Raw genomic sequence first — 20850 nt, forward strand, 5'->3', positions numbered from 1 at the left:
GGGTGGCGATCACGGTGTTCATTGCGGACGATCAGGCGATGGTGCGGCAGGGATTCGGGGCGCTGCTCGCAGCCCAACCCGACATCAGCGTCGTCGGCGACGCCCCCGACGGGAAGGTCGCCGTCGACGAGGTGCTGCGGCTGCGGCCCGACGTGGTCCTGATGGACGTGCGGATGCCGGAGATGAACGGGCTCGAGGCCGCCGAACGGATCCTGTCGGCGCGGCTCGACCCGCCGGTGCGGGTGTTGATGCTGACCACCTTCGACATCGACGACTACGTCTACGAGGCGCTGCGGGTGGGGGCGAGTGGCTTCATGCTCAAGGACGCGCCCGCCGAGGAACTGGTGCGCGCGGTGCGGGTGGTCGCGGACGGCGAGGCGCTGCTCGCGCCGACCGTCACGCGCAGGCTCATCGCCGACGTCACGAGTAGGCGCGCGGCGCGGCGGCCCGAACCCGCGCGTCTGTCTGCGTTGACTCCCCGGGAGCGAGAGGTGCTCGAGCTGATCGCCCGCGGCCTGTCGAACACCGAGATCGCCGAGTCGCTCTTCGTCGCGGAGCAGACCGTCAAGACCCACGTCGGCAAGGTGCTCGCGAAGCTGAACCTGCGCGATCGGGCCCAGGCGGTGGTGCTCGCCTACGAGACCGGGGTGGTCACTCCCGGGTGATCGCCCGGTCACCGGATGCCGCCGCGCCCGACCGCGTGCAGTATTGAGGGACACCAGCACGGTCACCCGAGCGAACGGGGGCGCGATGACGACGATCGGCATTCTCACCAGCGGTGGTGACTGCCCCGGACTGAACGCGGTTATCCGCGGAGCCGTGCTCAAGGGTTCCGAGGTGCACGGGCAGGACTTCGTCGGGTTCCTGGACGGGTGGCGAGGACTGGTCGAGGGCGAGGCCATCCCGCTCGACCGCAGCCGCGTCCGCGGCCTCTCACACGAGGGCGGGACGATCCTCGGCACGAGCCGGATCGGACCGTTCCAGGGTCCGAACGGGGGAGCGGCGAACATCGCCGCCACGCTGGACCGGCTCGGTGTCGATGCCGTGGTCGCGATCGGCGGCGAGGGTACCGCCGCCGCGGCCCAGCGCCTCTTCGAGGAGGGCCTGCACATCGTCGGGGTGCCCAAGACCATCGACAACGACCTCGACCAGACCGACTACACCTTCGGGTTCGACACCGCCGTCGAGATCGCGACCGAGGCGATCGACCGACTCCGCACCACGGGCAACTCCCACAAGCGCTGCATGGTGCTCGAGGTGATGGGCCGGCACGCCGGCTGGATCGCGCTGCACTCGGGCACCGCCGCGGGCGCGCACGCGATCCTCATCCCGGAGCATCCCGAGAGCCTCGAACAGATCTGCGCCTGGGTCACCAGCGTCCGCGACCGCGGCCGGGCCCCGATGGTGGTCGTCGCGGAGGGTTTCACGCTGCCGGACATGGCTACCGCGCACTCGACCAAGGGGCCGGACGGGTTCGACCGCCCGCGGCTGGGCGGCATCGCCGAGGTCCTCGCCCCGCTGATCCAGGAACGCACCGGAATCGAGACTCGGGCGACCGTGCTCGGTCACATCCAACGCGGCGGCGTGCCCACCGCCTTCGACCGCGTCCTCGCCACCCGGCTGGGCATGGCCGTGACCGATCTGGTTGCCGCGCAGCGGTGGGGACACATGGTGGCACTGCACGGCACCGAGATCGTCGAGGTGGGGTTCGACGAGGCGCTGGTCGACCACAAGTCGGTGCCGGAGCACCGCTACCAGGAGATGCGGATCATCTTCGGATAGGTCTTCCTCTGCGCCTTGGCCTTTGGGACTCTAGTCTGGCGCTGTGAGTACTCCGAAGCACGAGGCGCCGGCAGTTGTCACCGGGCGCAGCCTCTCCTACCTGGCCTTCGCCGTGATCGTCGTCGCGTACCTGGCGGTCATCAAGATCAGTGGCACGCTGATCGGCGGCTGGGCCGACGAGGACGACACCCTGACCACCCGAGGGGTGGTCTTCACGATGCTGATCCCGCTCGGACTTTCCGTCATCTTCACCTACGGTGTCATCGCCGCGCTGGGGTGGTGGCGGCCGGTGATGAAGGACGACCGCCCGGTCAACCGATGGGTCTGGGTCGTGCCCGGGATTCTCCTCGCCGCGATCCTGCTGGGAATCAACTACAGCGCGCTGTCGGAAAAGGGCTGGCTGTTCGTCGTCTGTCTCCTGGTCGCCACGCAGTTCGTCGGCTGGGGCGAGGAGGGCATGTTCCGCGGCATCGGTGTCACGGTGCTGCGCCGGCACGGCCTCAGTGAGGGCCGGGTCGCCCTGTGGTCCAGCCTCGTCTTCGGCGTGGTGCACCTGTCGAACGCGTTCACGGGCGGTGGCGCCTCCGCGATCCCGCAGGCGATCATCGTCAGCCTCGCGGGATACTTCTTCTACCTCACCCGGCGCGTCTCGGGCAGCAACGCACTGAACTCCGTCATGCACGGACTCTTCGACTTCTCGCTGCTCACCGGGGCCGTCATCCTTGTGGACCAGCAGGCGTACGTCGGTACTTTCGCGCCTCTGCTGGCCTACCCGATCCTCGCGATCATCCTCCTCGTCAAGCGGCGCGACATCGAACCGTCCCGTGGCGCCGGCGAGACAACGATCGCATCCCACGCCTAGTCGGAGCCTGCCCAGGCTCCGACCACGTGGCTCACCGCAGCCTCGGGTCCGGATGTCGGGGTCGTCCACGCCTTCGCGTATGTGTCGACGTACTCCTGGCCTGTTCTGCATCCGATTGCCAGCATCAAGGCATCCGTGGCTGCGCGGACGCCGTCGCCGCCGGCATTCCGATATGGCGTCAGGTCCAACGGCTCGAGGAACTCGACCACAACCCTGTGTCGCCACCACGGCCCACGTCGATCGGGCCGGGTGCCCGTGATTGCCACCGGCACGAGGGGTGTTCCGGTGTCCATCGCGATGCGGACAGCGCCTGTCCGTCCCCGATAGAGACGCCCATCGGGCGATCGTGTCCCCTCCGGATGGATGCCCCACGCCCCGCCGCGCTCGACGATCCGGGCCGCGGCTTCGAGCGCCGGCGACGCTGCGCCCCCGCCCCGTCGATCGACCGGGATCTGGCCCACAGCAGAGAAGAACCAACGTTTGAGACGACCCGTGACGCCGCCGCCGGTGAAGTAGTCACTCTTCGCCAGGAACGTGACCTGCCTCCTCGCTGCCAGGGTCAGATAGAACGAGTCGAGGACCGCGAGATGGTTGGCCGCCACGATGACTGCCCCGCGCCGCGGAATGTTCCTGCGCCCCAAGACCTTCGGTCGTCCTCGCAGATGCAGCGCCGGACCGACCAAGACGTGTCGGCACAGCCGATAGAAACAGGTACCCCACTTGGACATAGACAGTGTCTACACAACGATAGGAGACACTGTCTACATGAAGGCGACAGACACGAGGTCGGCGCTGGTGAGAGCTGGAGTCGAACTGCTCGAAGAGACCGGTTCGGCAGAAATCGGCCTGCGTGCGATCGCGCGGAAGGCGGGCGTTTCTCACGGCGCGCCACGACGGTGGTTCCCGACGCATCGCAGCCTCCTCGCGGCGATCGCAGAACAGGGCCTGCACGACCTTGGTGCCGCTCTCGCAGCGGCGGCGGAGCGGTCAGGAAACGACGTCGCGGAGGTGGCCACTTCCTATGTCGGGTTCGCCCGTCGTCGGCCGGCAATGTTCACCCTGATCTTCCGTCACGACCTGCTCGAAGGGTCGGGAGCCGAACTGCGAACCGTTTCCCAACCGATGTTCAACTGGGTGGTCCACCTGGTCGAACAGTCCGCAACCACGTCAGATCCGGAAGGGACCGCCGCCGCGCTGTGGGTCGGAATCCATGGAATCGCAGTGCTCTCGTCGACCGGATCGCTCGAGCTCGCCGTCGCAGGTGTGAACGAGAGCGAGTTGATCGACCGCGTCGTGCGAAGCAGCCTCCGGTGATCAGCCCGGACGTCTACGGCAGGGTGGACCCGAGCGCGTCCTCGCCACGCTACTCGAGGAGACGTTGGCACGCCTTGCGATCGGCGACCAGTTCGTCATCGTTGTCGCGGGTAGAGGCCTCCTCGCGACATGTGCTCTCGCTGTTCGCTCACGAAGCAGGACCTTACGGGCGGCCGACCCGGCAGAGCACGAACACCGCGGCGGCGGCGACTGCGGCAATCGCCGATCCGGTGGCCATGACGGCGTCGAGGCCGTGCGCGGTGGCACCTCGGGCGAGCACCGACAACGCCGGCGTCGCGGCGGCGAACTGCTCGGGCACGTACTCGAGGATGCGCAGGCCGCCACCCGCGGCCAGGCCCTCGGTGACGGCCTGAGCCTGCGGCGCGGGGACGTTCACGGTCATCGACCCGACGGCGAGGTGGGCGAGCCCGGCGCGTGCTTCGCTCGCGACCGCGTGCGAGAACACCGCGCCGAGTCCCGCGACCCCGATCACGGTGCCGATCTGGCGGGCGGTGTTGACGGCACCGGTCGCCATCCCCGCCCGATCGTCGGACACGAAGGTGAGCGCGGTCTGCGAGGCGATCACCGTCACCGCACCGAGGCCGCCGCCGCCGACGATCGAGCCGGCGACGAAGTGGGTCCACGTGGTTCCGGCGTCCGACCCGGTGCACAGCCACAGGCCGATCGCCACCGCGCCCAGCGAGATCGGCAGCGACCAGCGCGGCGGCCACCGGTGCTGCAGGATTGCGACCGGCGGCGCGACGAGCAGGCCCGCCAGCGTGAGGGGCAGCGCCCGCAGCCCGGCCTGGAAAGGATCGTGGCCGAGCGTGTTGATGAAGTACAGCGCCAGGAAGTTGGTGGCGGCCACCAAGGTTCCGGCAGAGGCGGCCGCGGCGAGGGCATTGGCCGCGAACGCGGGCCGGACCACCAGGCGCACGTCGAGCATCGGGAACTTGGCCCGAAGTTCGCGAATCACGAACGCGACCGTCGACAGTGCGGAGACCGCGCCGAGGACGAGCACCCGCGGCGACGACCAGCCCCAGTCGTTGCCCTGGATCAGTGCGAGGACGCCGGGGAATAGGCCGAGGGTGAGCAGGCCGGTGCCGATCCAGTCGGCGGGCTGCGCACTGGCCGAACGTGATTCGGTGACATAGCGGCAGGCGAGGGCGATCGCACCGATGCCGATGGGCACGTTGATCAGGAAGATCCACTCCCAGCCGAACGCCGTCACCAGCGCCCCGCCGACGAGGGGGCCGGCCGCGGTCGCCGCCGCCATCACCGCGCCGTAGACACCGATTGCCTTGGCCCGCTTGGTGGGCTCCGGGAATGCGGCGGCGACCAAGGGGAGTGAAACGCCGAAGAGCAGTGCGGCGCCGACACCCTGGACCGCGCGCACGGTGTTGAGCACCGCCACGCTGCCCACGAGCGCGCACCCGAGCGAGGCGAGGGTGAACACGGTCATGCCCGCGATGTAGAGCCTGCGCCTGCCGATCCGGTCACCGAGGGTCGCGGCCGTCAGCAGCAGCGCGGCGACCGGCAGCGTGTACGCGTCGACCACCCACTGCAGTCCGCTGAGCGAGGCGTCCAGTGAGGACTGGATGTTCGCCAGCGCGGCGGCGACGATCGTCATGTCCAGCATCAGCATGAACATGCCGATGCACACGGTCACCAGCGTGGCGGTGGGGTATCGGGTGGTGGCCTCGGACGATGCGGGCGCGTCGGTGATCGCCATCGGGCCTCCTGCGCGGGCGCGCGGATCGAGTACGGAATGTTTGGGCTACGGGCGTAAAGTAACAGCCGTAGCCCTAAGGGTGTCAATGTGAGCCGGGTCGCTCTCGGCGTCCGGCCGCACCCGGTTCCGGGTCATATCTAAGGTGGTCGGGGTGATCTCCACCAGGAAGAAACCCCGCCGCACGCCCTCCCGTCGTGGGGACGGCGACTCGCTGCGCGCCGAGATTCTGGCGGCCGCCAGCGAGATGCTCGGCGAGACCGGGAACGTGGACGAGGTCTCCCTGCGCGGTGTCGCGCGTCGTGTCGGCGTCACTCCCACCTCGATCTACCTGCACTTCGCGGACCGCGACGAGCTGCACCGAGCCGTGCGTGAACTGCGATTCGAGGAGTTCTCGGAGACCGTGGTGGCCGCGGCCCGGCAGGCCGGCGACGATCCAGCCGCCCGACTGCGCGCGATGGGGCACGCGTACGTCGCCTACGGCCTCGAGAATCCCGGCCACTACCGGGTGTTCTTCGTCGCCAACCTGACACCCGTGCCCGGGCGCTCGGTGACGGGCTCGTATGCACAGCGGGCGATCGCACTGATCACCGCGGAGATCGGCAATTACCTGGGCCTTCCCGTCGACGACCCGAACACCGTCATGCTCGCGATGCACCTGTGGAGCGCCGTGCACGGCATGGTCGCCCTGCGGCTGGCGAAGGTCGACGGCTCCGGCGACCCCTGGCCGGAGGTGCACGAGCAGATCGACAACCTGGCCGATCTGCTGCTCCCGGTACGCGACGCATAAACTCGTGACCATGACTGCAGCCGGCCGGGTGGCGACCACGACAGAACTTCTCGACTACGACGAGGTGCTCGCGAAGTTCGAGCCGGTGATGGGCATGGAGGTGCATGTCGAGCTGCACACCGCGACCAAGATGTTCTGCCCGTGTCCGACGACCTTCGGTGCCGAGCCGAACACCCAGGTCTGCCCGGTGTGCCTCGGCCTGCCCGGGTCGATGCCGGTGGTCAACGAGAAGGCCGTCGAGTCGGCTATCCGCATCGGCCTCGCGCTCAACTGCTCGATCACCCCGTGGGGTCGGTTCGCGCGGAAGAACTACTTCTACCCGGACCAGCCGAAGAACTACCAGATCTCCCAGTACGACGAGCCGATCGCGACGGACGGCTACCTCGACGTGGTCCTCGACGACGGCTCCACCTTCCGGGTCGAGATCGAGCGCGCGCACATGGAAGAGGACACCGGGAAGTCGCTGCACGTCGGCGGCGCGACCGGACGCATCCACGGTGCCAGCCACTCGCTGCTCGACTACAACCGCGCCGGTGTCCCGCTCGTCGAGATCGTCACCAAGACGATCGAGGGCGCGGGCGAACGCGCCCCCGAGGTCGCTCGCGCATACGTCACCGCGCTGCGGGATCTGCTCAAGTCCCTCGACGTGTCCGACGTCCGGATGGACCAGGGCTCGATGCGCTGCGACGCCAACATCTCGCTGATGCCGATCGGCGCCAAGGAGTTCGGCACCCGTACCGAGACCAAGAACGTGAACTCCCTCAAGAGCGTCGAGGTGGCCGTGCGCTACGAGATGCGCAGGCAGGCGGCGGTTCTCAGCTCCGGTGGCGAGGTCATCCAGGAGACCCGGCATTTCCAGGAGGCCGACGGCACCACCTCGGCAGGCCGCCGCAAGGAGACTGCTGAGGACTACCGATACTTCCCGGAGCCGGACCTCGAGCCGGTCGCACCGAGCGCCGAGTGGGTCGAGGAGCTGCGCGGCACCCTGCCCGAGCTGCCGTGGATCCGCCGCGCCCGCATCCAGGCCGACTGGGGTGTCTCCGACGAGGTGATGCGTGACCTGGTCAACGCGGGCGCGTTGGACCTGGTGATCGCGACCGCCGAGGCGGGCGCCTCCCCGGAGGCGGCTCGGTCCTGGTGGGTCTCGTATCTCGCGCAGCAGGCGAACACCCGCGGCGTCGAGCTGGGTGAGCTGCCCATCACCCCCGCACAGGTCGCGCAGGTCGTCGCGCTGATCGAAAGCGGCAAGCTCAACAACAAGGTCGCACGCCAGGTGGTCGACTACGTGCTGGACGGTGAGGGCGACCCCGAGCAGGTCGTCGCCAACCACCCCGAGCTGGTGGTCGTCCGTGACGAGAGCCTGCTCAAGGCCGCGGTCGACGAGGCGCTCGCCGCGAATCCGTCTGTGGCGGACAAGATCCGCGCGGGCAAGGTGCAGGCCGCCGGCGCCATCGTCGGTGCTGTGATGAAGGCCACGAAGGGGCAGGCCGACCCGGCTCGGGTCAAGGAACTGGTCATCGAGGCCTGCTCCTAGGTCCGACGCCCCGCGAACGCGACCACCGAAGGTCCGCGCCCGACACGGCGCGGACCTTCACGCGTATCGGGACGTGCGCCCAGGCAGAATCAGGAAATGCCTTCGGTCGGTGCCTCCCTGTTCTGGATAGCGCTCTGCGCGGTGATCGCACCGCTGATCGCCGGTCTGGTGCCGCGCAAGCTGGTACCCGAGGTGGTGTTGCTGCTCATCGCCGGCATCGTGATCGGCCCGCACGTCCTCGATCTCGCGGCGGCGGGACCGGAGATCGGGCTGCTGCGCGAACTGGGACTGGGCATGCTGTTCCTGCTCGCGGGCTACGAGATCGACACCGACGAGGTCACCGGGCGCGGCGGTCGCCGCGCCCTGATCACCTGGCTGGTGTGCCTGGCGTCGGCATTCACGGTGGTCGGGCTGCTCGGACTGACCGGGGTGATCAACGCGGAGATCGCGATCGCCCTCACCTCGACCGCGCTCGGGACGCTGCTGCCGATCCTCAAGGACAGTGGGGTGGTCAAGACCCCGCTCGGCCGGGCGGTTCTCAATCACGGTGCGTTCGGCGAGCTCGGTCCCGTGGTCGCGATGGCGGTGCTGCTCGGATCGCGCGGCACGATCGGCTCGGTGATAGTGCTGGCGGCGTTCGCGGCCGCCGCGGTCGGCGTCGCGTTCATCCCGGCGGGAGTGCGCCGCGAGGGATCGAAACTGCTGTCGATCATCCGGCTCGGTTCCGAGACCACGGCGCAGACGACGGTGCGGCTGACGATCCTGCTGCTCGTCGCGCTCGGCGCGCTGGCGAGCGTCTTCGACGTCGACGGCATCCTCGCCGCCTTTGCTGCCGGCTTCATCCTGCGCAGGGCCTTCCCCGGCGGCAACGAGCGTCTCGAGGCCAAGCTCGACGGACTGGCGTTCGGGCTGCTGATCCCGATCTTCTTCGTCACCTCCGGGATGGCGATCGACGTCTCCGCAGTCGCCGCGAAACCCGGTGTGCTGGTGGCCTTCTTCGTGCTGATCCTGGTGGTGCGCGGGCTCCCGGTCTTCTTCGCCGAACGGTTCGACCGGGGGCCGGACGGCACCCAGGCCCCACCGACCACCCGCGAACGGGGGCAGGTGGCGCTCTACGCTGCGACCGGCCTGCCCCTCATCGTGGCGGTGACCCAGGTGGCGGTCGACGCGGGCCAGATGTCCACCGCCAACGCCTCGATTCTCGTTGCGGCGGGCGCCATCACGGTGCTGTTGCTGCCGCTGGCCGCCTCGCTACTCGCGCCGAAGGCCAAGGAGGGCGCGGCGCTCTAGCGTTCAGTCGAATCCGCCGCCGCCCTGGGGTGCCGGAATCTTGACGACCCGGTCGTCGGTGGGTCCGGCCGTATTCCCGGACTTGTTGACTGTGGCGACCCACACTTCGTTCTTGTCGCCCAGGGCGGCGCCGCCGAGCTGTCCGTACTTGTTCTGCGCCAACAGGGACGGTGCAGCGGTGGCGGAGCCGGTGTGCGGATCGAGCGCGACCACCGCCAGTGCCTTTCCCGCCGTCAACGCCACCGCGACCGCGCTGGAGTCCGCGACGCAGCCGGCGACGCCGGGACGGTCCGGCCACGACCACACCGGAGCGCCGGCGGCGCCGTTCGGGGCGACGCGCTGCAGCCGGTCCTCGAGCGGTGTCCGGTCCGTCACCCACACCGTGCCGCCGTGCGGATCGACGCAGACGCCACCCGCGGTACCGATGCCGGACAGGGCGATCTGCGGCTGCGGCTGGCCACCGGGCAGGTCGGGGGTCAGCGCGGTGACCCTCAACAGCTTTCCGGCCAGCGAGGCGGGATCGGTTGCAGCGGAGGGGTTCCCGGTGTTGCCGGTGAGCACCATCAGTTCGTTCGGTGCGGTGAATGCCAGGGAGCCCGCGTTGCCGGAGGCGCCGCGAGGGATGCCGGTGAGCACGGCCTTCGGGGTGTCACCGGGCGCGAGCCGCACCACCCGGTTGTCACTCGGGGTGCTCACGTAGGCGTAGAGCAGGTTGTCCTCGACGTAGGAAGGTGACAGGGCAATCGAGAGTAGGCCCCCGTCGCCGGAGCCGTCGACGTCGAGGCGGGCGATCTCCTCGGGCGGGGCGCCGGGCGCGACCCGCAGGATACGTCCGGTGGTTCGTTCGGTGACCAGGGCAGACTGGCCGCCCGGCAACATCGCCAGTCCGCCGGTGGAGTCCAGGCAGGTGGCCACGACGTTCGGATCGGGGTCCTCGCAGGGCACGAGAGGCCGCGGCGGCTCGTCGGGGCCGGTGGTGGGGCTCGACGTCGGAGCCTGCTGACGGGGCTGCACCTCGCCGCCCGCGGAGAATGTCGGAACGGTGCTGAAGGGTGTCGAGGCGGCGTCGTCGAACCTCGCGCAGCCGACGACGGCCAGGCCCGCCAGGCACACCGACAGCGATGCGGCAGTGGCGCGGCGAATCGACTGCAGTCCCATGCCTTCGAACGGTACGCAGCCGCGGGCGGGTTCGGCGCGCCGACCCTCGACCCCCGCGTCGAACTTCCTCGCGCTCTACCCTGGGTCCGTGACCGACAAGCCGCGACAGACCCCCGACCGTGACGCCGCCGAGCGATCGGTCTCGAGCCCGTTCGACCGAGCGACAGAGCGGATCCCGACCACCGACGAGGACCTGGGGCTGCTGCCGACCGAGCAGATTCCGACGTACCGCGGCGCTTCGCTGCCGCCGATCGGTGCGGTAGAGCCGGTGGTCGAGCAGATGCGATTCGACGACCACGGTGTCGACGACGGCCGCGCCGACAACGACACCGAGGTGATGCGGCGCGACAACGTCACCGAGGAACTGCGCACGGCGGACTCGTACGACCGCGAACTGGCTGCGACGTTCGCCGCCGCCCAGGCGGTGCCCGAGGTGGTTGCGCCTGCTCCGGTCGCCGCAACGCCACGCGGCACCCTGGATCTCGGACTGCTGGTGCTGCGGGTGGCGCTCGGTGCTGTCGCGGTGGCGCACGGACTGCAGAAGCTCTTCGGCGTCTGGGGCGGACCCGGCATGGACGGGTTCGAGACCTACCTGCTCGACGCCGGCTTCCAGCAGGCGCGACTCCTGGCGGTGGTGGGCGCGGTCGGCGAGGTGGCGGCCGGAATCTGCCTGGTCGTCGGGCTGCTGACCCCGCTGGCCGCGGCGGGTCTGCTGGCGCTGATGATCAACGCGTGGTGCGTGCGCCAGGCCGCCGAACCCGGATTCCAGTTCTTCGCGCCCGGCGGCGTCGAGCTGGAGACCGTGCTCGGCGCGGCGCTGGTGGCGCTGATCCTCACCGGCCCGGGGCGGATCTCGGTGGACGGGCGGCGCAGGTGGGCGACCCGCCCGCACGTGGGATCCTCGCTGGCACTGATTCTGGGTGTGGCGGGCGGCGTGTGCCTGTGGGTCTTCCTCAACGGCTCGAACCCCCTGACCTGAGTCGGGGGATTCGAGCCGTCGGACGGTCGGAAGGTCAGACGGTGAGCGTCGTCGGCGCGGGCGCAGGCTGGGGCGAGGGCTCACGGGGTGCGGCCAGCCGCCTGCCCAGGACCGATTTGCGGTACCCGTAGGCGAAGTACACCGCGACCCCGATGACCATCCACACCACGAACCGGATCCAGGTCTCCACCGACAGGTTCAGCATCAACCATCCGCAGGCGGCCACGGCGAGCAGCGGGACGAGCGGGACCAGCGGTACCCGGAAGCCCCGCGGCAGGTCGGGCCGGGTCCGGCGGAGCACCAGCACGCCGAGGCACACCAGGACGAAGGCGAACAGGGTGCCGATGTTGACCATCTCCTCGAGGGTGCCCATGGGGAAGACCGCGGCGAGTACCGCGACGACGAGACCGACGAGCAGCGTGATGCGGACGGGGGTGCCCTTGGCTCCGGTCTTGGCGAGGCCCCGCGGCATCAGCCCGTCGCGGGACATCGCGAACAGCACCCGGGTCTGCCCGAGCATCATCACCATGACGACGGTGGTCAACCCGGCGAGGCCGCCGAAGTTGATGGCCATCTGCGCCCAGGTGATTCCGTGCGCCTCGAAGGCGGTGGCCAGGGTCGCACTGCTGTCGCCGACCAGGGGACTGCCGGTGCGCAGGTCGGTGTACTTGACCATGCCGGTCAGTACGAGGGTGACCGCCACGTAGAGGACCGTGACGATGGCCAGGGAGCCGAGAATGCCCCGCGGGAGGGCCTTCTGCGGGTTCTTGGTCTCCTCGGCGGTGGTGGCCACGACGTCGAACCCGATGAATGCGAAGAACACCAGGCCGGCGGCGGCGAGCAGGCCGTACCAGCCGTAGGTGCTGCCGCCTGCGCCGGTGAAGAACGAGAGCAGCGACTGATGGATGCCTGCGGCGGTGCTGGCCGCGCCCTCGGCGGGCGGAATGAACGGCGCGTAGTTGTCCTTGTTGATGTAGAAGGCGCCGACCACGATCACGAGCAGCACGACAATGATCTTGATTGCGGTGACGATCGCCGAGACTCGCGAGGACACCTTGGTTCCGACCGCGAGCACGATGGTCAGGGCGCCGATGATCAGCAGTGCGCCCCAGTCGAAGTCGATCGGGCCGAGGTGAGCCGTGGTCGAACCGCTGGCCCCGAAGACATTGCCGAGATACAGCGACCACCCCTTGGCGACCACGGCGGAGGCGAGGGCGAACTCCAGTATGAGGTCCCAGCCGATGATCCACGCGACGAATTCGCCGAAGGTCGCGTAGGAGAAGGTGTAGGCACTGCCGGCCACCGGGACGGTGGAGGCGAACTCGGCGTAACAGAGAGCCGCCAGGCCGCAGGCGCAGGCGGCGAGCACGAATGCCAGCGAAATCGACGGCCCGGCAACATTTCCCGCGGTTCGTGCGGTCAGCGTGAAGATGCCTGCACCGATCACGACGGCCACGCCGAACACCGTCAGGTCACGGGCTGTCAATTCGCGCCGTAGCCGTGTGCCGGGTTCGTCGGTGTCCGCTATCGACTGTTCGACTGATTTCGTGCGCCAGATACCGCTTCCGGGCATGGGTGGGCTCCTCGGTTCGCTCCGTACGGCCTCGTGGGCCGGTGATCGTGGCCACCAGGTGTGACGTGGGTCTCACTGGCGAGATGAGAAAAGCACCGGCCGCAGATCCGTGCAACACCGAGCGGCGCAGTTGTGCGCCTTGCTCAGCATCGGCCGTGGGCGTCGGTGTCCAGCTGAGCACGGTGATCACTCGATCCGCGGGCGGGGCTGCGTCTTGCCCACACCTGTTGACAATCGTGTGACGCGGCTTACAGTTCAGACCGCGGGAATCCCCGTATCCATTGCCCCACAGCGCGGTCGCCCCACGAGGGTGGCGTCGTGGTGGGTGCCGTCAGTGAAGGAGCAGCAATGAGCGCCGTCAACACCCTCGCCGAACAGGACTTCGAGCAACTGTCCATCCGGCGACTGACCGGCGGATTCGCGAGCATCATCGCCGTGCACGACACCACGCTGGGCCCGGCACTCGGGGGTGTGCGGATTCGTAAGTACGCCAGCGACGACCTCGCCGCTGCGGACGCGCTGCGGCTGGCCAGGGCGATGACGTTCAAGGCTGCCCTCGCGGGACTGCCGCTCGGGGGCGGCAAGTCGGTGATCAACGCAGACCCGCGCGAGGACAAGTCCCGTGACCTGCTCGAGGAGCACGGGCGGCACGTCGCGGCGCTCGGCGGTCGCTACATTCCGGGTGCCGACATGGGAACCGGTCCGGCCGACCTCGAGGTGATCGGGCGGTACGCGCCGCAGGTGTCGAGCGACGGCCGCGACCCGTCGCCGTACACGGCGCGTGGCGTGGTCGCCTCGATCCTCACCGTGGCGAACCGACTGTCCGGCAACGGGATCGGGCACGACGGACTCGACGGGCTTCGGGTTGCCGTGCAGGGGATCGGGAACGTGGGCCTCGGGATCGTCGAGCAGCTCACCGAGCGCGGCGCCCGTGTGCTGGTCGCCGATCCGGATCCCGCCCGGGTCCAGCTGGCGGTCGAGCGTCACGGGGCGAGCGCCACCGCGCTCGACGAGATCCTGCTCGCAGACGTCGACGTCGTGTGCCCCGCCGGACCCGGTCTGGTCGTGACCGAGGCGATCGCGGGGAGTCTGCGGGCGAGCGCCGTTGTCGGGGCGGCGAACAACATGCTCGCCGATCCGGGGGTCGGGGCGACACTGACCGCTCGTGGCGTCGTCCACGTCCCCGACTTCGTGTCCAATGCCGGCGGGCTGATCTCCTGCGCCGCAGAGGTCAGCGGCGAGACGGAATTCCTGGATCGGGTCGACCGGATCGGCGGGGTCGTCGACGAGATCCTTCGGCACGCGGCGGCGACCGGGACGGACCCCGACGCCGCGGCCATCACATTGGCGCGTAAGCGGATCGCGGAGGTGCGCGCCGCGGCCTGAGCCTGCCGGCCCCGTCCCGAGTGAACTGAACCGTTCACTCGATCAGATCGAACGAACGGCACGTTCACTCGGGACGTGAGGGCGGCTACGGGACCTGCCGAACGGCACCCTTGTCGGCGGAGGTGGCCAGCGCGGCGTACGCACGCAGCGCGGTGGTGACGGTGCGCTGACGGTCGACCGGCTGCCACGGCCGCTCGGAGGCCTCCATCTTGGCGCGGCGCTCGGCGAGCACGACGTCGTCGACGAGGATCTCGAGGGTGCGGGTCGCGACGTCGATGCGGACCTGGTCGCCGTTCTCGACGAGACCGATCACGCCGCCGGCCGCGGCCTCCGGGGAGATGTGGCCGATCGACAGACCCGAGGTGCCGCCGGAGAACCGGCCGTCGGTGATCAGCGCGCACTCCTTGCCGAGGCCGGCGCCCTTGAGGAATGCGGTGGGGTGCAGCATCTCCTGCATGCCCGGGCCGCCCTTAGGTCCCTCGTAGCGCACCACGAGCACGTCGCCCGGCTTGATCTTCTTCTGCAGGATCACCGAGACGGCCTCCTCCTGCGACTCGACGACCAGCGCCGGGCCCTGGAAGGTGAACAGTTCCTCGTCGATGCCTGCGGTCTTGAGGATGGCACCGTCGACCGCGACATTGCCGCGCAGCACGACCAGGCCGCCCTCGACGGTGTAGGCGTGCTCCTTGTCGCGGATGCAGCCGCCCACCGCGTCGGTGTCGAGTGCGCTCCACCGGTTGTTCGTGGAGAACGGTTCGGTGGTGCGCACGCCGCCGGGTGCGGCGTGGAACAGTTCGAGTGCCTCCTCGGAGGCCTTGCCGGAGCGGATGTCCCAGGTGTCGAGCCACTCGTCGAAGCTCGCGGTGTGCACGGTCGAGACGTCGGTCTCGAGCAGTCCGGCGCGACGGAGCTCACCGAGCAGCGCGGGGATGCCGCCGGCCCGGTGCACGTCCTCCATGTGATAGTCCGAATTGGGGGAGACCTTGGACAGGCAGGGCACTCGACGGCTGATCTCGTCGATGGTGTCGAGGTCGAAGTCGACCTCGCCCTCCTGCGCGGCCGCGAGCGTGTGCAGCACGGTGTTGGTGGAGCCGCCCATGGCCACGTCGAGCGCCATCGCGTTGCGGAATGCCTTGGGGGTGGCGACGTTCCGCGGCAGCACCGAATCGTCCTCGTCGCGGTAATAGCGCAGTGCGGCCTCGACGACCGTGGTGCCGGCCCTGCTGAACAGCGCGCGGCGCGCCTCGTGCGTGGCCAGCGTCGAGCCGTTGCCGGGCAGCGCCAGGCCGAGGGCCTCGGTCAGGCAGTTCATCGAGTTGGCGGTGAACATGCCCGAGCACGACCCACAGGTCGGGCAGGCGCTGCGCTCGACCTCGTCGAGTCCCTCGTCGGAAACGGAATCGTTGGCGCTCGCGGAGATCGCGGTGATCAGGTCGGTGGGGGCCTGGGCGACGCCGCCGACGACGACCGCCTTGCCCGCCTCCATCGGACCGCCGGAGACGAACACCGTCGGGATGTTCAGGCGCATGGCGGCATTGAGCATGCCGGGCGTGATCTTGTCGCAGTTCGAGATGCACACCAGCGCGTCGGCGGTGTGCGCGTTGACCATGTACTCGACGGAGTCGGCGATGATCTCGCGGCTCGGCAGCGAGTAGAGCATGCCGCCGTGACCCATCGCGATGCCGTCGTCGACGGCGATGGTGTGGAACTCGCGCGGCACGCCGCCCGCGGCGCGCACGGCCTCGGCCACGATGTCGCCGACGTTCTTGAGGTGCACGTGGCCGGGCACGAACTGGGTGTACGAGTTCGCGATCGCGACGATGGGCTTGCCGAAGTCGGAGTCGGTCATGCCGGTGGCGCGCCACAGCGAGCGCGCTCCGGCCGCGTTGCGTCCGACGGTGGTGGTGCGTGACCTCAACGGGGGCATGGGCGTGTCCTTCAACTTCGGGGCACGGTCGAGCGTGCCGTGATCGGGGGAACCCGACGCGCGGGGGCTGCCGCGGAGGAGCGGTCGCAGAGGGTGGGCGGACCGCCCGACTGTCGTCGGGTGCTTGCCGCCAACGGTACTCGCGTGTTAGTTCGCGTCCCGATCCGCGTCTTCGGCTCGCTCCGCGGGCTCCGCTCCGGTGTCGTCGGGTCGCTCCGTGGGCTCCGCTCCGGTGTCGTGCTGCTCGGACTGTTCGCGCTCCCGCTGTTCGCGGGCCGCGCGGTCGGCGGCCGCATACGGATCGGTGACGCGGCCGCCGCTCGCGGCGGCCAGTTGGGGCAGCCGCCCGAAGGTCACCACCGGCAGGGTCACCTCGCTGCCGTCGGTGAGCTCGGCGCGGGCCCAGCCACGCTTGGGAAACCGGAAGCCCTTGATCTCGCTCCAGGTCAGGCTCCGGGTGGAGAACATCCGGCGCAGGCGCAGTCCGTCCGAGTCGGCGACGGTCCGGACCCGGAGCATCCACACCGCGACGAGGACCGGAATCAGCCAGAGCGCCGAGACGTACGGCGGGCTCGGGAAGATGACGAAGGTCAAACCGAACGCGAGCAGTGCGACGGCGAGGAGTCCGAGCTTCGAGATGTGGATGGACTGCTCGGCCGGATCGGCGGTGTGGGAGGATGGTCGTGGTGGCACGGGCTGCGATGGGGATGACACAGCACCATCTTCGCATCGACGCCAGCGCTTCTCACATTCTGGGACAGCATACTCACCAAAGTTGACTGTTTACCCTTGACGCGCCTACCTTCGAGCGCGTGAAGCAGAATGAGTTGCTCGTAATCGGCCGGCGCGTCGTCGCCTGAGTCGATTCGTAGTCAACTCGCAAGCACGACGCGCCACCCTCGTACAGCAGTGAATGCTGACGGGGGTTTTTTATTGCCCGGAGTCAGCTAGAGACCGTCAATGACCAGAGGATTACCAGTGAGCGCACCAACAGCACGGCCGCAGCCCACGCCGCGCAAGTCGGGGGGCCAAGGTCAGCCAAGCCCCGCGACGGCGGCACCCCAGCCCGGCACCCGTCGTCAGGTCGCCCCGGAGCGGGTCACCGGCGCCCAGTCCGTGGTGCGGGCCCTCGAGGAGCTCGAGGTCGACACCGTGTTCGGCATTCCGGGTGGCGCTGTCCTCCCCGTCTACGACCCGCTCTTCGACTCGAAGAAGGTCCGACACGTGCTGGTCCGGCACGAGCAGGGTGCCGGCCATGCCGCCACCGGGTACGCCCAGGCCACCGGCCGGGTCGGCGTCTGCATGGCGACCTCCGGTCCCGGCGCCACCAACCTGGTCACCCCGCTGGCCGACGCGCAGATGGACTCCGTCCCGGTCGTCGCGATCACGGGTCAGGTCGGACGCGGTCTGATCGGCACCGATGCGTTCCAGGAAGCCGACATCTCCGGCATCACCATGCCGATCACCAAGCACAACTTCCTGATCACCGACGGCATCGACATCCCGCGGATCATGGCCGAGGCCTTCTACCTGGCGTCCTCCGGTCGCCCGGGTGCGGTCCTGGTCGACATTCCCAAGGACGTGCTGCAGGCCCAGACGACGTTCTCGTGGCCGCCGGAGATGCGGCTGCCCGGCTACCGCCCGGTCAGCAAGCCGCACGGCAAGCAGGTCCGCGAGGCGGCCCGGCTCATCGCCGAGTCGAAGTCCCCGGTGCTCTACGTCGGTGGCGGCGTCATCAAGGCAGACGCCTCGGCCGAGCTGCTCGAGCTCGCCGAGCTGACCGGCATCCCCGTCGTGACCACCCTGATGGCCCGCGGTGCCTTCCCCGACAGCCACCCGCTGCACTGCGGCATGCCCGGCATGCACGGCACCGTCGCGGCGGTGGCGGCCCTGCAGCGCAGCGACCTGCTGATCACCCTGGGTGCCCGTTTCGACGACCGGGTCACCGGGCAGCTCGACTCGTTCGCGCCGGACGCCAAGGTGATCCACGCGGACATCGACCCCGCCGAGATCGGCAAGAACCGGTACGCGGACGTCCCGATCGTCGGTGACTGCGGTGAGGTCATCACCGAACTGATCGAGGCGATCAAGGCGGACAAGGCGACCGGCACCACACTGGACCTGACGCAGTGGTGGGCCTACCTCGACGACATCCGCAAGACGTACCCGCTCGCGTACGGCAAGCCGTCCGACGGCGCGCTCTCGCCCGAGTTCGTGATCGAGGCCGTCGGCCGGCTCGCCGGACCCGACGCGATCTACTGCGCGGGCGTCGGCCAGCACCAGATGTGGGCCGCACAGTTCGTCAAGTACGAGAAGCCGCGCACGTGGCTCAACTCGGGCGGCCTGGGCACCATGGGCTACGCGGTGCCCGCCGCGATGGGCGCCAAGATGGGCATGCCCGACAAGGAAGTGTGGGCCATCGACGGCGACGGCTGCTTCCAGATGACCAACCAGGAGCTGGCCACCTGCGCCGTCGAGGGCGTGCCGATCAAGGTTGCGCTCGTCAACAACGGCAACCTCGGCATGGTCCGTCAGTGGCAGACCCTGTTCTACGACCAGCGGTACTCCAACACCAACCTCGGCACGCACGGCGCGGTCCGCATCCCGGACTTCGTCAAGCTCGCGGAAGCCTTGGGCTGCCACGGAATCCGTGTCGAGCGCGAGGAGGACGTCGAGGCGGCGATCCGCGAGGCGCAGTCGATCAACGACAAGCCCGTCGTCATCGACTTCATCGTCGGCAAGGACGCCCAGGTGTGGCCGATGGTGGCCGCGGGCACCAGCAACGACGAGATCCAGGCGGCGCGCGGAATCCGCCCGCTGTTCGACGACGATGAGGCGGCCGCCGAGCCGGCCGTCATCCACGAGGCGATGGAACGCGAGCAGCGCGACGGCGAGGCCGCTGCTGCCACGGAAGCGGAGGACAACCAGTGAGCACCAGCCACACCCTCAGTGTTCTCGTCGAGGACAAGCCGGGAGTGTTGGCCCGTGTGGCCGCCTTGTTCTCGCGCCGGGGCTTCAACATCGAGTCCCTCGCGGTCGGTGGCACCGAGCTGCCCGAAATCTCCCGCATGACCATCGTCGTGACCGTCGACGAGTTCCCGCTCGAGCAGGTGACCAAGCAGCTCAACAAGCTGATCAACGTCATCAAGATCGTCGAGCAGGACAACGAGGCGTCGGTGGCACGCGAGTTGGTCCTGATCAAGGTCAGGGCCGATGCAAGCGTGCGGACTCAGGTCATCGAAACGGTGAACCTGTTCCGCGCCAAGGTGATCGACGTCTCGCCCGAGTCGGTGACCGTCGAGGCGACCGGTACCCGGTCGAAGCTCGACGCGCTACTGCGGATGCTCGATCCCTACGGAATCCGGGAGATCGTGCAGTCCGGGGTGGTGGCGGTCGGACGTGGTCCGAAGTCCATCACCGCAGCCCGGTAGTACCTTCTAGACAAATTCAGCCAGGCTTTGAAGTTAAACCAGAGGAGAGGTAATACCAGTGGCAGTCGAGATGTTCTACGACGATGACGCCGACCTGTCGATCATCCAGGGCCGCAAGGTCGCGGTTATCGGCTACGGCAGCCAGGGCCACGCGCACTCGCTGAGCCTGCGCGACTCCGGCGTCGATGTCCGCATCGGCCTCAAGGAGGGCTCGAAGTCCCGCGCGAAGGCCGAGGAGCAGGGCCTGACCGTCGGCACCCCGGCCGAGGTCGCCGAGTGGGCCGACGTGATCATGGTGCTCGCGCCCGACACCGCGCAGGCGTCGATCTTCACCAACGACATCGAGCCGAACCTGAAGGACGGCAACGCGCTGTTCTTCGGACACGGACTCAACATCCACTTCGACCTGATCAAGGCCCCGGAGTTCGTCACCGTCGGCATGGTCGCCCCCAAGGGCCCCGGCCACCTGGTGCGTCGCCAGTTCGTCGACGGCAAGGGCGTTCCCGCCCTGATCGCCATCGACCAGGACCCGAAGGGCGAGGGCCAGGCGCTCGCGCTGTCCTACGCGAAGGCGATCGGCGGCACCCGCGCCGGCGTCATCAAGACCACCTTCAAGGAAGAGACCGAGACCGACCTGTTCGGTGAGCAGGCCGTGCTCTGCGGTGGCACCGAGGAGCTCGTCAAGACCGGCTTCGAGGTCATGGTCGAGGCCGGCTACGCGCCGGAGATGGCCTACTTCGAGGTCCTCCACGAGCTCAAGCTCATCGTCGACCTGATGTACGAGGGCGGCATCGCCCGGATGAACTACTCGGTGTCCGACACCGCGGAGTTCGGCGGCTACCTCTCCGGCCCGCGCGTCATCGACGCCGGCACCAAGGAGCGCATGAAGGCGATCCTGGCCGACATCCAGTCCGGCGAGTTCACCCGCCGCCTGGTCGCCAACGTCGAGAACGGCAACACCGAGCTCGAGGGCCTGCGCAAGGCCAACGCCGAGCACCCGATCGAGGTCACCGGCAAGAAGCTGCGCGACCTGATGAGCTGGGTCGATCGCCCGATCACCGAAACCGCCTAGGCGGCTGCGCCACCCGTGAGTCC

The 20850-nt window shown here is 69.0% G+C and carries 18 protein-coding genes; 12 read left to right on the forward strand and 6 right to left on the reverse strand.

The features are described 5' to 3' along the window. Positions 1-2 precede the first annotated feature (2 nt). The 3 genes from ACFVH2_RS05095 (at position 3) to ACFVH2_RS05105 (ending at position 2644) form a co-directional block, all read left to right on the forward strand. Positions 3-665, forward strand: coding sequence for a response regulator (locus ACFVH2_RS05095; protein ID WP_378422907.1), 663 nt, complete (start codon positions 3-5; stop codon positions 663-665). 85 nt (positions 666-750) lie between these two features. Then, a complete protein-coding gene (locus ACFVH2_RS05100) occupies positions 751-1782 on the forward strand; it encodes an ATP-dependent 6-phosphofructokinase (protein WP_378422909.1) in 1032 nt (343 codons plus the stop codon). Between the two features lie 43 nt (positions 1783-1825). Further along, on the forward strand, positions 1826-2644 hold the full coding sequence (locus ACFVH2_RS05105) for a CPBP family intramembrane glutamic endopeptidase (protein ID WP_378422911.1): 819 nt from the start codon (positions 1826-1828) through the stop codon (positions 2642-2644). On the opposite strand, the gene ACFVH2_RS05110 is transcribed toward ACFVH2_RS05105, so the two are convergent. Further along, complete coding sequence (locus ACFVH2_RS05110) at positions 2641-3372, reverse strand: lysophospholipid acyltransferase family protein (protein ID WP_378422913.1); 732 nt, start codon at positions 3370-3372, stop codon at positions 2641-2643. The genes ACFVH2_RS05105 and ACFVH2_RS05110 overlap by 4 nt on opposite strands. A gap of 37 nt (positions 3373-3409) precedes the next feature. Here ACFVH2_RS05110 and ACFVH2_RS05115 point away from each other — a divergent pair, with 37 nt between their 5' ends. Continuing rightward, the gene (locus ACFVH2_RS05115; protein WP_378422915.1) at positions 3410-3958 is read left to right on the forward strand and encodes a TetR/AcrR family transcriptional regulator; all 549 of its coding nucleotides are present in this window, start codon (positions 3410-3412) and stop codon (positions 3956-3958) included. A 163-nt stretch (positions 3959-4121) separates the two neighbouring features. On the opposite strand, the gene ACFVH2_RS05120 is transcribed toward ACFVH2_RS05115, so the two are convergent. Then, complete coding sequence (locus tag ACFVH2_RS05120; protein WP_378422917.1) at positions 4122-5690, reverse strand: MFS transporter; 1569 nt, start codon at positions 5688-5690, stop codon at positions 4122-4124. A 151-nt stretch (positions 5691-5841) separates the two neighbouring features. Here ACFVH2_RS05120 and ACFVH2_RS05125 point away from each other — a divergent pair, with 151 nt between their 5' ends. The 3 genes from ACFVH2_RS05125 to ACFVH2_RS05135 all read left to right on the forward strand — a co-directional run bounded on the left by ACFVH2_RS05125 (position 5842) and on the right by ACFVH2_RS05135 (position 9301). Then, on the forward strand, positions 5842-6477 hold the full coding sequence (locus tag ACFVH2_RS05125; RefSeq protein WP_378422920.1) for a TetR/AcrR family transcriptional regulator: 636 nt from the start codon (positions 5842-5844) through the stop codon (positions 6475-6477). A 10-nt stretch (positions 6478-6487) separates the two neighbouring features. Then, positions 6488-8011 carry an Asp-tRNA(Asn)/Glu-tRNA(Gln) amidotransferase subunit GatB gene (gene gatB / locus ACFVH2_RS05130; protein ID WP_378422922.1) on the forward strand — a complete coding sequence of 508 codons (1524 nt, stop codon included), beginning with the start codon at positions 6488-6490 and terminating at the stop codon, positions 8009-8011. Positions 8012-8107: 96 nt separating this feature from the next. Next, positions 8108-9301, forward strand: coding sequence for a cation:proton antiporter (locus ACFVH2_RS05135; RefSeq protein ID WP_378422924.1), 1194 nt, complete (start codon positions 8108-8110; stop codon positions 9299-9301). Positions 9302-9304: 3 nt separating this feature from the next. On the opposite strand, the gene ACFVH2_RS05140 is transcribed toward ACFVH2_RS05135, so the two are convergent. Beyond that, a complete protein-coding gene (locus ACFVH2_RS05140) occupies positions 9305-10459 on the reverse strand; it encodes a PQQ-dependent sugar dehydrogenase (RefSeq protein ID WP_378422926.1) in 1155 nt (384 codons plus the stop codon). Between the two features lie 88 nt (positions 10460-10547). On the opposite strand from ACFVH2_RS05140, the gene ACFVH2_RS05145 reads away from it, so the two are divergent. Then, positions 10548-11438, forward strand: a complete 891-nt coding sequence (locus ACFVH2_RS05145; protein ID WP_378422928.1) for a DoxX family protein — start codon at positions 10548-10550, stop codon at positions 11436-11438. Positions 11439-11472: 34 nt separating this feature from the next. Here ACFVH2_RS05145 and ACFVH2_RS05150 read toward each other — a convergent pair whose 3' ends face one another. Further along, on the reverse strand, positions 11473-13011 hold the full coding sequence (locus ACFVH2_RS05150; RefSeq protein WP_378422930.1) for an amino acid permease: 1539 nt from the start codon (positions 13009-13011) through the stop codon (positions 11473-11475). Positions 13012-13359: 348 nt separating this feature from the next. On the opposite strand from ACFVH2_RS05150, the gene ACFVH2_RS05155 reads away from it, so the two are divergent. Then, the gene (locus tag ACFVH2_RS05155; RefSeq protein ID WP_378422932.1) at positions 13360-14397 is read left to right on the forward strand and encodes a Glu/Leu/Phe/Val dehydrogenase dimerization domain-containing protein; all 1038 of its coding nucleotides are present in this window, start codon (positions 13360-13362) and stop codon (positions 14395-14397) included. Between the two features lie 85 nt (positions 14398-14482). On the opposite strand, the gene ilvD is transcribed toward ACFVH2_RS05155, so the two are convergent. Both ilvD and ACFVH2_RS05165 read right to left on the reverse strand, forming a co-directional pair. Beyond that, positions 14483-16324, reverse strand: coding sequence for a dihydroxy-acid dehydratase (gene ilvD, locus ACFVH2_RS05160; RefSeq protein ID WP_378422934.1), 1842 nt, complete (start codon positions 16322-16324; stop codon positions 14483-14485). 147 nt (positions 16325-16471) lie between these two features. Continuing rightward, positions 16472-17017, reverse strand: coding sequence for a PH domain-containing protein (locus tag ACFVH2_RS05165; protein ID WP_378422936.1), 546 nt, complete (start codon positions 17015-17017; stop codon positions 16472-16474). 285 nt (positions 17018-17302) lie between these two features. On the opposite strand from ACFVH2_RS05165, the gene ACFVH2_RS05170 reads away from it, so the two are divergent. The 3 genes from ACFVH2_RS05170 (at position 17303) to ilvC (ending at position 20827) form a co-directional block, all read left to right on the forward strand. After that, positions 17303-19255: an acetolactate synthase large subunit gene (locus ACFVH2_RS05170; protein ID WP_378422938.1), complete on the forward strand. Its 1953-nt coding sequence runs from the start codon at positions 17303-17305 to the stop codon at positions 19253-19255. Further along, positions 19252-19755, forward strand: coding sequence for an acetolactate synthase small subunit (ilvN, locus tag ACFVH2_RS05175; protein WP_142101225.1), 504 nt, complete (start codon positions 19252-19254; stop codon positions 19753-19755). The genes ACFVH2_RS05170 and ilvN overlap by 4 nt, the downstream gene beginning before the upstream one ends. 70 nt (positions 19756-19825) lie before the next feature. Continuing rightward, positions 19826-20827, forward strand: coding sequence for a ketol-acid reductoisomerase (ilvC, locus tag ACFVH2_RS05180; RefSeq protein ID WP_378423184.1), 1002 nt, complete (start codon positions 19826-19828; stop codon positions 20825-20827). Positions 20828-20850: the final 23 nt, after the last annotated feature.

Origin of the sequence: Rhodococcus sp. NPDC127527 (assembly GCF_042672245.1) — a bacterium.
GTDB lineage: Bacteria > Actinomycetota > Actinomycetes > Mycobacteriales > Mycobacteriaceae > Rhodococcus_G.